Raw genomic sequence first — 11,611 nt, forward strand, 5'->3', positions numbered from 1 at the left:
CCAGGCGGAATCGAATGCCCTGGACGCTGCGGCGCCCGAGCTTTCGGCCCAGGACCCGGCCAAACCTCACAGCTATTTGCGCCCGGCGCCGCTTAGTCTGTCCGCGTCGGCCAGGATCGAGCGCATGGCGTCGCCCGCCGATTGGCCGTCGCGCGCATAGCCGCCGCGTTCAAGAGTAGCCTGCAGCGCCTTGCGCGCGCGCGACACCCGGCTCTTCACCGTACCGACCGCGCACTGGCAGATTTCCGCCGCTTCTTCATAGGCAAAACCGCCGGCGCCGACCAGGATCAGGGCTTCGCGCTGTTCCTCGGGCAGGGATTTCAGGGCCTGACGCAATTCGTCCAGCGCCACCGGCGCCTCGGGGTCGTCGACCGCGATCAGGGTGCGCTCGGCCGCTTCCTGGTCAAGCTGGGTCTGGCGCCACGAACGGCGCTTCTCCGAATAGAACTGGTTGCGCAGGATCATGAAGGTCCAGGCCTTCATGTTGGTGCCCATCTGATAGCTGGCGCGGGCGTCCCACGCTTTCATCATGGCTTCCTGGGCCAGGTCGTCGGCGGACGTCGGGTCGCCGGTCAAGGTGCGGGCGAAGGCCCGCAGGTGCGGGATCAGGGTGACGAGTTCCGCCTTGAACGCGTTATCGTCGGACGATGAGGGCCTGGCGGCGGGTTTCGGGGTGCTCACTGCCCCTCCTTGACGGAGGCGCCTTGATCGGCGCGACGCAGGATTTCCAGGAATTCATCCGGCACCGGCTCGTTGACGACTTCATCGAACATGTGGCGCAGCTTCACGCCAATGGCTTGCTGACGCAGACGGACCTCTTCGAGATCGCGCTCGTTCGAGGTGGACCCGCTGTTACGCGCGGGGTTGTCCTTAGGTTCAATCATGGAGTGTCCGGCCGCCGCCCAAGCCTAATGAAGTCGTTCATAGAGACGCAAAACGCCGCCTCGCCAATAGGGTTCCTACGCCGCCGTTATTTTATGCTCAAGCTACACACCCGTGTCGGAACCGTGGCGTCATTAGCGCGTTGAACGCCTCTAAGCCTGTCTCGTTCGTGGAGACGGGCGCAGTCGGGGATCTATATATGAGCCTTCTGGCCAGACTTGCGCCGCATCTGCCCTATGTTCGTCGTTACGCTCGCGCCCTAACCGGCGATCAGAGCACCGGCGACAACTATGTCCGCGTCGCGCTTGAAGCGCTGGCGGCAGGCGAGCGCCAACTGCCCTCGGACATGACGCCGCGGGTTGCGCTGTATCACGTGTTCCACACCATCTGGTCCAGCACCGGCGCCCAGCTGGAAAGCGGCGCCGCGACCGAGGGCGACGACGCCGCCCGTCGCCTTCTGCGCATCGCGCCTCAGTCCCGGCAGGCGTTTCTGCTGACGGCGCTTGAGGGCTTCACCCCGTCCGAGGCCGCCCAGATCCTGGCTGTCGACCCGCGCACGGTCGAGCGCCTGATCTCTGAAGCTCAGTCCGACATCGACGCCGAACTGGCGACCGACGTGCTGATCATCGAAGACGAAGCCATCATCTCGGCCGACATCGAGAGTCTGGTGAGGGAGCTGGGCCACCGCGTCACCGGCACCGCCACCACCCACGACGAGGCCGTGGACGCCGTAGCGCGTCATACGCCCGGTCTCGTGCTGGCCGATATTCAGCTGGCGGACGGGTCGTCCGGCATCGACGCCGTCAAGGATATCCTGCGTCAGTTTGACGTTCCCGTCATCTTCATCACCGCCTTCCCCGAGCGGCTTCTGACGGGCGAACGTCCCGAGCCCACCTTCTTGATCACCAAGCCGTTCCAGCCGGAAACGGTGAAGGCCGCGATCAGTCAGGCGCTGTTCTTCCATCCCTCGCGTCAGAAGGCGGCGGCCTAAGCGAGCCTGACATCAGGTCGCTTCGAACGCTCAAGGGCTCCGCTGCGGCGGAGCCCTTCTCGTACGGGGCTCAGGCCGCTGGCGCGGGGTTCACCGGTGGCGCTGATTCGGGGCCTACGCTGCGAGCGGCAGGGTCCGTATCCGTGACCGGCGGCGGCTCGGGCGTCATGCTGGTGGCCTCAGGCGTCTCATGCAGACTGGCGTTGGTGGCCGCCCATAGGCCCAGCAGCAGAACTGCGGCGGCCCCGGCTGACACGATCAGCACCATCAGGATGCGCCGTCCGCCCCGGCCCTGGCGCACATACTGGGCCTCGACGGCGTGATGGGTCTCGACCGCATCGGCGGAGTGGGAGTGCGGATCCTGGTGCGTCATCGCTCACGTCCTTGTCTGATTGGCGGAGTATCTCCAAAGCGAACGTCGCGGGCGCCGGGCCGTTCCGATGCGGCTTCGTCCGACGTCCATCGACGCCTGGGAACTCACTCGGCTCAGCATCGTTACTTGATCGCCGAGGGCTATTCCCCCGCCCGGCTTCGCGGCCGGTCTTCGCCCTCGCCTCATTCTCGATGATGCGACTCCTGGCGGATCCTCAAAAAGGGTCCGCCTTCTTTTTTGGCGTGATGTTTGATCCTCGCAAGGCGCCGCTTGCTCTGCAAGCCAGAGGCGCCACTATGCGTCCTGAAAGAAAACCCTATCGGAGACGGACTGATGAGCTTGCGCAACCGACAGTGGATCCTGCGTCGCCGGCCGCATGGGCTGATCCAGGACGGCGATCTCGAACTGGTCGAGAGCGTCGTGCCGGAACTGCAGGACGGCGAGGTCCTGGTCCGCACGATCTACCTGTCCATCGACCCGACGAATCGCACCTGGATGAACGACTCCGAAGGCTATCTGCCGCCGGTCGGGCTGGGCGACGTCATGCGGGGCCTGACGCTGGGCGTGGTCGAGCAGTCGCGGGGCGATCGCTTCAAGGCGGGCGATCTGGTGACGCCTCTGGCCGGCGCCTGGGCCGATTACGCCGTCGTGCCCGAAGACGGCCTGCGTCCGGTCCACCGCGCGCCCGGCCTGCCGCTGACCGCCAATCTGTCTGTGCTGGGCATGACCGGAATGACGGCCTATTTCGGCGTCACCGACGTGTTGAAGGCCAAGGCGGGCGAGACCCTTGTGATCTCGGCGGCGGCCGGCGCGGTCGGCTCCATCGCCGGCCAGGTGGCCAAGCAGCGCGGCTGCCGCGTCATCGGCATCGCGGGCGGCGCCGAGAAATGCCGCTGGCTGACCGAGGAGCTCGGCTTCGACGCGGCCGTCGACTACAAGAACGAGGACGTCGGCGACGCCCTGGACCGGCTGGCTCCTGACGGGATCGACCTCAACTTCGAAAACGTCGGCGGCGACATCATGATCGCCGTGTGGAACCGGCTGAAGGTGCACGGCCGCATGGCCGTCTGCGGCCTGATCTCGGCCTATAACGCCACGCGGATGCCGCCGTCGCCGAACTTCGCCCGCATCATCACCCACCGCCTCGACGTGCAGGGCTTCCTGGTTCTGGACTACGCCCATCGCGCCAAGGAGATGGTCGCCGAAATGGGCCCGTGGCTGGCCGACGGAAAGATTCAGTGGAAGGTCCACGTGGATGACGGACTGGAAGGGGCGGTCGGCTCGCTGAATCGCTTGTTCACCGGCGACCATGACGGCAAGCTGATGGTTCGGGTGTCGGAGGAGCCGGCGGCCTGAGCGAGGACCAGCCGCGCATGACCGAACCGCTACACGTCCATTTCGAGGACCTCGAAATCGGTCAGGTCGTTCCCTTGGGCGCCTGCGCCGTGGATGCGGCGGCGCTGGACCTGTTCGCCGAGCGCTTCCTGCCTGGCTGGGATGTCGCCTATGGCGCGCCCGAGGCCATGGTCTACGCCCTGTGGAGCCGCCTGTCGGCCGACCGCATGGGCGGCTGGGCGGGATCCAAGACCCTGGCGGTGGATGGCCTTCGTTTCCTGCGCAATCCTCCGGCTGGCGAGCTGCTGCGCGGCCGGCTGACGGTGATGGGCAAGGATCCGGTCGGCGACGAAAAGGGCGTGGTCATCGCCCAGCAGGACCTGCTGGACGAAGCGGGCCGACTGGTCTTCTCCTGCCTGACCCGCGCCCTCGTGGCCCGCCGATAGACAAGACGCCCCGCCAGCAGACTGGCGGGGCGTCTTCATTTCATCGCTTCATCCGGGCCCCAAGCAGCGCGAACGCGCGTTAGGCCCGGTTCAGAGAGGCCTCAAGCAGCGCGAATGCGCGTTAGGCCCTCTCAAGAAGATCAGGCGTTGGCCGCGACCGGCTGTTGGGCGGCGGCGCGGGTCAGGGCCATGGCGATCAGGCGGTCCCAGCCCAGCAGCGACACCAGGTGGGCGTAGATCTGGCCCAGGGCGCCGTTGTCGCGCAGTTCGGCCAGCTTCTCGACCGGCAGGGCCTTCAGCTTGTCTTCCGAAACGGCGAAGTATTCGGCGATCTTCTGCGGGGCGCCGGCGGTGCCGTCGGCGTTGCGCGGGGTGAAGTTGGCCTCGCGCACCTCGAACAGGTCCAGCTCCGTCAGCAGGTTGACGAAGGATTCGGTGCGCATGCGCTCCTGCTCGAAGTTGTTGCAGAACTCCATGCCGAAGTTGACGTAGTCGCTGGGCTGGCCGTTCTGGAACAGGGGCGTCTCGCCGCCTTCGACCACGAAGGGAGCGGCGCGGTCGATGCACAGCACCATGCGCTTCTGCTCTTCGTCATTGGCGAAGACGAAGGGGTAGCGGCGGACATAGGCCGGGATATAGGCGTCGGGGCGGAACTCGCCGTCCTCGATGAACAGGTTCTCGGCCTGGTTCAGACCCATGGCGGCGACGGGTTGCTTGGCGTCGCCGACGAAGATGACCGGATAGGACAGGGCGGCCGGGGCGAACTCCGTCACCGTCAGCGGCACGACGTGGGTCTGGGCCACGAAGGCGTAGGGCTTGTCAGCAGCCGTCACGCCCAGCTTGCCGTGGACGTCGGCCGACAGCGGCTCCGGCTGGGAATAGAACAGGACATTGCCCGACAGGGGGCTGTTCGCTTGGGTGGCGTCGGTCATGAATTCGGTCTTCTGAACAGAAAGGACGGCTCTTCTAGCCCATGGCCGGGGCCGCCGCAAACGCCGCTGTTTGGCCATAATGCGCCTGGATCCGACCTGCGGCGCGCGGTCCCGGTTGCAGGGCGGCGACGGACCCCCTAGCTCTAGGCCCATGGGCGACGCTTGTGACCACGATCATATCGACAGCCGACCCGGCGCCGCCGAGGTCGAACGGGCGATCGCCGCCGTCGAGGCGCGATTTTCGGCTGACGGCGACCGCATGACCGCCCCGCGCCGTCGGGTGCTGGAGCTGCTGCTGTCGGCCGCCGAGCCGGTCAAGGCCTATGATCTGATCGCCCGTTATGGCGTCGATGGCCAGGCCGCCAAGCCGCCGACCGTCTATCGCGCCCTGGAATTCCTTGAAAAGCGGGGCCTGGCCCACCGCATCGCCTCGATCAGCGCCTATGTCGCCTGCACGGCCGACGCCTGCGCGCCGGGGGGCCATGCGGCGGCCTTCCTGATCTGCGACTGCTGCGGCGCGACCGAAGAGGTGGCGGTGCCCGGCGCCGATGTGATCGCCCAGGCGGCGGCGAACGCGGGCTACGCCATCGAGCGCACCACCATCGAAGGCCACGGCCGGTGCGGCGCCTGCCGCATCGCGGCCTGATCCGGATGGACGCCCTGGCCCTGTCGGCGCCTCGCCGGGTCAGCGTGCCGATCGATAACCGCTGGGGCGCAGGCGAAATGGCCGTGCTGGACTACGGCGATCCCAAGCGGCCGGTCGACCTGATCTTCGTTCACGCCAACGGCTTCAACGCCAGGGCCTACCACTCTTTGCTGCAGCCCCTATCAGGGGCGCTGCGCATCTGGGCCCCGGATCTGCGCGGTCACGGCCGCACGCGCCTGCCCGCCCACCCGGACGGCCGCCGCAGTTGGAAGGATCATCGCGACGACCTGGCCTGCCTGCTGGAGACGATTGACGGCCCGCCGGTCGCCCTGGCCGGCCACTCCATCGGCGGGACCAGCGGCCTGCTGGCCGCCGCGCAGAAGCCGGACCGGGTCTCGCGCCTGTTGCTGCTGGATCCCGTCGTCTGGCGGCGCGAAATGGTGTGGGCGATGAACCTGCCGCTCGCCGGGCTGGTCTCGCGCCGCTTCCCCTTGGTCGCCAGCACCCTGCGCCGCCGCGCCCTGTTCGACAGTCGCGAGCAGGCGATGAGCGCCTATCGCGGACGCGGCGCCTTCAAGGGCTGGCCGGACATCATGCTGGCCGACTATCTGGCTGACGGTCTTGTCGAGACGGATCGCGGGCTGGAACTGGCCTGCCCGCCGGCGTGGGAAGCGTCCAACTATGCGGCCCAGGCGCACGATCCCTGGCGGGCCCTGGTGGGTTATCCGGGCGCCGTGCGCATCCTCAAGGCCGAGGCCGGCTCCCTGTGCTACGTGTCGGCCTCGCCGCGGCGTCCGCACGTGGACGTCGAGACCGTCGCGGCCGGCGGGCATCTGTTCCCCATGACCCATGCCGAGGTCACGCGCGACGCCCTGCTGGACCTGGCGGTCTGACAGCCGAGCCATTCGGTGCTAGGCCTTGGCGGCGATGACCTCCGCCGCCCTGACCTCATCCTCTGACACGGACTGGCCGCGCCTTCTGCTGGGGGCGCTGATCGGCGCCGTGCTTGGCCTGTTGTTGCTGGGCGTGGTGCTGGCGGCGTGGTGGCTGGGCGTGGGGCGGCACGACCTGCAGCGCCTGACGGCGTCCCAAGAGCTGGAGGCGCGGCTGGAGCAGGCGGCGGGCGCCGCGGCCTTCGGCCTGACACCCGTCTATGTCTATGACCCGGGCGGCGCGGGGCGGGACTGGCTGGCGCAGACGGGTCCGTTGTGGGAGGCGCAGGGGCATGAGGTCCGCACCGTTCCTGTCGGGGCCGATGCCGCGCTGGAGAAGAATCTGGCCCGCCTGGCCCAACGCTGGGCCGAGCCGCCGCGTCGCCCGCTGATCCTGTGGCGCGAGGGCGAGGATCTGGTTCTGTGCCGTTGCGACAGCCCCCGCGCGCGAACCCAGGCGCGTCAGGCGCTAGAGATCGCGGCGCCTCAGACTGAAGCCGCGCCCAGCGCCTTGGCCGCGCCTTCGCCGCCGCGCCGACCGCGCCAGCCGCCTGCACCAAAATATCCGACGCTGGGACCGCCGCCGAAAGCTGAGACGAGGGCGCCGCCAGCCGCTGCCGCTCCAGCGTCGCCGGCGACCCCTGCGCCTCGACTGCCGGGCGACCCGATGCCTGCAGCTTCCGCACCGACGGACAGGGCGACGCCGGCTGCTACATCCCCGGCCCCCCGCCGCGAGCGTCAGGCGCGCCGTTCGGATCCGCCCGAAGCAAGGCGCGACGCCGACAGCCTGTTCTTCTAAAGGCCTAGTCCAGCCGGGCGCAGGCGTGGATCAGCCGCTCAACGTCGTCCTGGCTCTGATACAGGCTGAAGCCGAAGCGGATCACGTCGTCGCGCACATCGGCGATGACGTTCATCTCCTGCAGGGCCGCCTTCCAGCGCGGGCCGTCGTCGTGGCGCAGGGCCAGGAAGCGCGCGCGCGGCGCCTCGCCCTCGACGGGGTTCAGGATCCCGGCCTTTGACAGGCCGCCCGCTTCTCCGCCTTCGATCGCCGCCTGGAACCGCGCCTGAAGGCTGCGCGCGTGGTCGGCGATCACCGCTGTGGTGAGGCCGCGCTGGTCCAGCATCTGGCGAACGGCGTTGAAGCGGTAAAGGGCGCTGGCGTCGAAGGTGGCGCCCCAGAATCGGCCACCGTCGGTGCGGTACTGAACCCCGCCGGGCGGGCCTTCCAGATGGCCGAACTCGGCGAACCAGCCGGTCACGACGGGGCGCGACCCGAAGCCGGGCGGGGCGTGCAGGAAGCAGGCGCCTTCGCCCGCCATGGCGTATTTATAGCCGCCCGCCAGATAGAAGATCTTGTCCGCCACGGCCGACAGGTCGGTCGGCGTCGCCATGAAGCCGTGGTAACCGTCCAAGACGACCCACGGCCCGGCAGGGTCAGCCAGGTCCGCCAGTTCGGCGATGCGGTCGAACAGGCCGCCAGTGCGGAAGAAGACCTGGCTGACGAAGATCAGGTCATGTCCGCCCGCCTGCGCCGCCGCGACGAAACGCTCGGCGAAGGTCCCGAACGGAGCCAGGGGCACACGCGTGACGGCCGCCTGACCAGCCTCTTCCCAGCGTTCCGACTGGCGGCGGAAGGAGTGAAACTCGCCGTCGGTGGCCAGGATGCGCACCGGAGCCTTGTCGACCGCCGAGACGATGCGCAGCAGGATGTCATGGGTGTTGGGCGCAAAGATCAGGCTGTCGGGCGAGGGCAGGCCTAGTTCGCGCGCGACGTGGCCCTGAGCCTCGGGGATGACCTCGCCGAAGATCAGGTCCCATTTGCGATCAGCGAAACGGTTGGCCTCAGCCCAGGCCCGGACCTGGCCATCGAAGCTGGCGTCGGGCCACAGGTGGTGGCTGTGGGCGGCGAAATGCAGGCGTTCGGGGTCGAGGCCGAGCGCGCGCGAGAACAGGGGCTTGTAGTTCATGAGGGTACGCTAACCCGCATGAAGGGCGGCGTCACCGGCCAAAGAAAAAGGCGGGCCGCCTTCGCGAGCCCGCCTGCATATTCTTAGATCAAGCTGCCGTGGCAGTGCTTGAACTTGCGGCCTGAGCCGCAGGGGCAGTCGGCGTTGCGGCTGGTGCGCTCCCAGTCGGCGGGCAGGGCCTCGACCGGCAGTTTCGAACGGTCGTCGCCGGTCAGCATGCCTTCCGGGTTCTGGGCCATTGGGTTCAGCATCTCGTTCTCGCCGGTGCCGGGGTTCAGGTGGATTTCCTGGAACTCGGGCATCTCCATCGCGGGCGGCGCCTGGAACTGGAACTCGACCGTCATCAGCCAGCGCGTGACGTTGTGGCGCAGGTCGTGCAGCAGCGTCTCGAACAGGTTGAAGGCTTCGGTCTTGTATTCGTTCAGCGGGTCGCGCTGGCCGTAGCCGCGCAGGCCGATGACGCCGCGCAGGTGGTCCAGATGGACCAGGTGCTCGCGCCACTGCATGTCGATCATCTGCAGCATGAACTGCTTTTCGAGACCGCGCGTCTGGTCGGCGCCGATCAGCTCCAGACGCTCGGCGGCGCGGGCGTCGGCGGCGGCGGTGATGCGTTCCTCGATTTCCTCGTTGGAGACGCCTTCCTCGGCGGCCCAGTCATGCAGCGGCAGCTCCAGGCCCAGGGTCGAGCGGACCTTTTCGTCCAGGCCGTCGATGTCCCACTGCTCGGCGTAGGCCTTGGGCGGCATGTAGCGCTCGACCAGGTCGTTGATCACGTCGCTGCGGAAGTCGTTGACCAGTTCCGACAGGTCGGTGGAGTCCATGAACTCCTGGCGCTGTTCGAACACGGCCTTGCGCTGGTCGTTCACGACGTCGTCGTACTTCAGCACGTTCTTGCGCATGTCGTAGTTGCGGGCTTCGACGCGCTTCTGAGCGGTCTCGACGGCGCGGTTCAGCCACGGGTGGCTGATGGCCTCGCCCTCGGCCACGCCGAACTGGCGCATGATGGCGTCCAGGCGGTCGCCGGCGAAGATGCGCAGCAGGTCGTCTTCACACGACAGATAGAACTTCGACGTGCCGGGGTCGCCCTGACGGCCGGTCCGGCCGCGCAGCTGGTTGTCGATCCGCCGGCTTTCGTGGCGCTCGGTGCCCAGGACGAACAGGCCGCCGGCGGCCAGAGCCTTCTCCCTGGCGACAGCGATCTCGGCCTTGAACTCGGCTTCCTTGGCGGTCAGGGCCTCGGGCGGGACCTCCATGGCCATGTTGCGCTGTTCCTGGACCCAACGCTGGATCCGCATGTCCAGGTTGCCGCCCAGCTGAATGTCGGTGCCGCGACCGGCCATGTTGGTGGCGATGGTCACCGCGTGCGGCAGGCCCGCCTCGGCGACGATATAGGCTTCCTGTTCGTGCTGGCGCGCGTTCAGGACGTTGTGCGGGATGCCGCGGCCGGTGACGTACTCGATGTCATAGGCCAGGTCGCCGGCCTTCTGGGCTTCCTTTTCGTGGCCTTCGTATTCGGGCTTCAGCTTGCGCGAGACCTCGACCTGATAGTCGTAGTCCTTCAGCAGGTCCGACAGTTCCTCGGACTTCTCGATCGACACCGTGCCGACCAGGATCGGCTGGCCGCGCACGTAGCAGTCGGCGATTTCAGCGGCGATGGCGCGGTTCTTCTCGGCGAAGGTGCGATAGACCTCGTCGTCGTAGTCCTTGCGCAGGATCGGACGGTTGGTCGGCACTTCCAGGACATCCATCTTGTAGATGTCGAGGAACTCCTGGGCCTCGGTCGCGGCGGTGCCGGTCATGCCGGACAGCTTGTCGTAGAGGCGGAAGTAGTTCTGGATCGTCACCGAGGCCAGGGTCTGGTTCTCGGGCATGATCTTGACGTCTTCCTTGGCCTCGATGGCCTGGTGAAGACCTTCGGATAGGCGACGGCCGGTCATCATGCGGCCGGTGAATTCGTCGATCAGGACGATCTCGCCGTCCTTGATGATGTAGTCCTTGTCGCGCTGGTAAAGGGTGTTGGCGCGCAGGGCCTGGTTGACGTGGTGGACCAGGCTGACGTTGGCCGGGTCGTACAGGTCGACGGTGTCCTCGGCGAAGTGGCCGCCCTCTTCCAGCACCTGCTCCATGCGCTCCGAGCCCAGCTCGGTCAGCAGGGCCTGACGCTGCTTCTCGTCGAGGTCGTAGGTGTCCTTGTCCTTGACCAGTTCCTTCACCAGGGCGTCGACGATCTTGTAGAGGTCCGAGCGGTCCTCGGTCGGGCCCGAGATGATCAGCGGCGTGCGCGCCTCGTCGATCAGGATGGAGTCGACTTCATCGACGATGGCGAAGTGGTGACCGCGCTGCACCATCTCGCGCCGGTCATAGACCAGGTTGTCGCGCAGATAGTCGAAGCCGAATTCGTTGTTGGTGCCGTAGGTGATGTCGGCCTGATAGGCCATCTGGCGCTGGCCCTGCGACAGGCCGTTGACGATGACGCCGACCTCAAGGCCCAGGAAACGGTAGACCTTGCCCATCTGCTCCGCGTCGCGGCGGGCCAGGTAGTCGTTGACGGTGACGACGTGGACGCCCTTGCCGGCCAGGGCGTTCAGATAGACCGGGGCCACGGCCACCAGGGTCTTGCCTTCGCCGGTCCGCATCTCGGCGATGCCGCCTTCGTGCAGGATCATGCCGCCGGCCATCTGCACGTCGTATTGACGCTGGCCCAGCACGCGTTTGGAGGCTTCGCGAACGACGGCGAAGGCCTCGTTCTGCAGCTTGTCCAGGCTCTCGCCGGCTTCGATACGATCCCGGAAGGTCTGCGTCATCATGCGCAGTTCGTCGTCAGAGAAGGCCTCGAACTTGGGTTCAAGGGCGTTGATCTTCTGGACCTGGGCCTGGAAGGCCTTGACCTTGCGGTCGTTGGAGGAACCGAGAAGTTTCTTGGCGAAGCCGAGCATGGGCGATCCGGGTTAGGCGGTCGAGCGGCTGAAGGCTCTGAGAAAGACAGGTTTCGCCCGGTCGGGAGGCCGCGATCACGCCAGCCCCAGGCCTTCCCTGCAGTCAGGGCGCGCGAAGGGCCGCGCATACGATCGAAAATCCCTCGACTTGGGCGCAGGCGGGACTTAAGC

General features: G+C 67.3%; 12 protein-coding genes. 6 read left to right on the top strand and 6 right to left on the bottom strand.

The features are described from left to right. Positions 1 to 72 precede the first annotated feature (72 nt). Together H9656_RS08615 and nepR are read right to left on the bottom strand one after the other, a co-directional pair. On the bottom strand, positions 73 to 681 hold the full coding sequence (locus tag H9656_RS08615; protein WP_191743864.1) for a sigma-70 family RNA polymerase sigma factor: 609 nt from the start codon (positions 679 to 681) through the stop codon (positions 73 to 75). Next, a complete protein-coding gene (nepR, locus tag H9656_RS08620) occupies positions 678 to 884 on the bottom strand; it encodes an anti-sigma T factor NepR (protein ID WP_191743866.1) in 207 nt (68 codons plus the stop codon). Before nepR ends, H9656_RS08615 begins: the two co-directional genes overlap by 4 nt. A gap of 197 nt (positions 885 to 1,081) precedes the next feature. Here nepR and phyR point away from each other — a divergent pair, with 197 nt between their 5' ends. Then, a complete protein-coding gene (gene phyR, locus H9656_RS08625; protein WP_191743868.1) occupies positions 1,082 to 1,873 on the top strand; it encodes an anti-anti sigma factor/receiver protein PhyR in 792 nt (263 codons plus the stop codon). A 70-nt stretch (positions 1,874 to 1,943) separates the two neighbouring features. Here phyR and H9656_RS08630 read toward each other — a convergent pair whose 3' ends face one another. Then, complete coding sequence (locus tag H9656_RS08630; RefSeq protein WP_191743870.1) at positions 1,944 to 2,246, bottom strand: hypothetical protein; 303 nt, start codon at positions 2,244 to 2,246, stop codon at positions 1,944 to 1,946. Positions 2,247 to 2,579: 333 nt separating this feature from the next. On the opposite strand from H9656_RS08630, the gene H9656_RS08635 reads away from it, so the two are divergent. Then, positions 2,580 to 3,602, top strand: a complete 1,023-nt coding sequence (locus H9656_RS08635; RefSeq protein WP_191743872.1) for an NADP-dependent oxidoreductase — start codon at positions 2,580 to 2,582, stop codon at positions 3,600 to 3,602. A gap of 17 nt (positions 3,603 to 3,619) precedes the next feature. Beyond that, positions 3,620 to 4,027, top strand: a complete 408-nt coding sequence (locus H9656_RS08640; protein WP_191743874.1) for a MaoC family dehydratase — start codon at positions 3,620 to 3,622, stop codon at positions 4,025 to 4,027. Between the two features lie 140 nt (positions 4,028 to 4,167). On the opposite strand, the gene H9656_RS08645 is transcribed toward H9656_RS08640, so the two are convergent. Next, a complete protein-coding gene (locus tag H9656_RS08645) occupies positions 4,168 to 4,959 on the bottom strand; it encodes a SapC family protein (protein WP_191743875.1) in 792 nt (263 codons plus the stop codon). Between the two features lie 151 nt (positions 4,960 to 5,110). On the opposite strand from H9656_RS08645, the gene H9656_RS08650 reads away from it, so the two are divergent. The 3 genes from H9656_RS08650 to H9656_RS08660 are packed head-to-tail and all read left to right on the top strand — an operon-like array spanning position 5,111 to position 7,336. Continuing rightward, entirely contained in the window at positions 5,111 to 5,605 is a 495-nt protein-coding gene (locus H9656_RS08650) for a Fur family transcriptional regulator (protein ID WP_191743876.1), read from the top strand. Between the two features lie 5 nt (positions 5,606 to 5,610). Continuing rightward, on the top strand, positions 5,611 to 6,498 hold the full coding sequence (locus H9656_RS08655; RefSeq protein ID WP_191744380.1) for an alpha/beta fold hydrolase: 888 nt from the start codon (positions 5,611 to 5,613) through the stop codon (positions 6,496 to 6,498). Positions 6,499 to 6,532: 34 nt separating this feature from the next. Next, on the top strand, positions 6,533 to 7,336 hold the full coding sequence (locus H9656_RS08660) for a hypothetical protein (RefSeq protein WP_191743877.1): 804 nt from the start codon (positions 6,533 to 6,535) through the stop codon (positions 7,334 to 7,336). A 4-nt stretch (positions 7,337 to 7,340) separates the two neighbouring features. Here the strand turns inward: H9656_RS08660 and H9656_RS08665 are convergent, their stop codons facing one another. Both H9656_RS08665 and secA read right to left on the bottom strand, forming a co-directional pair. Next, positions 7,341 to 8,504 carry a kynureninase/PvdN C-terminal domain-containing protein gene (locus tag H9656_RS08665; RefSeq protein ID WP_191743878.1) on the bottom strand — a complete coding sequence of 388 codons (1,164 nt, stop codon included), beginning with the start codon at positions 8,502 to 8,504 and terminating at the stop codon, positions 7,341 to 7,343. Positions 8,505 to 8,587: 83 nt separating this feature from the next. Continuing rightward, positions 8,588 to 11,440: a preprotein translocase subunit SecA gene (secA, locus tag H9656_RS08670; protein ID WP_191743879.1), complete on the bottom strand. Its 2,853-nt coding sequence runs from the start codon at positions 11,438 to 11,440 to the stop codon at positions 8,588 to 8,590. Between the last annotated feature and the right edge of the window lie 171 nt (positions 11,441 to 11,611).

Origin of the sequence: Brevundimonas guildfordensis (genome assembly GCF_014836405.1) — a bacterium.
In the GTDB taxonomy this organism is placed as follows: domain Bacteria; phylum Pseudomonadota; class Alphaproteobacteria; order Caulobacterales; family Caulobacteraceae; genus Brevundimonas; species Brevundimonas guildfordensis.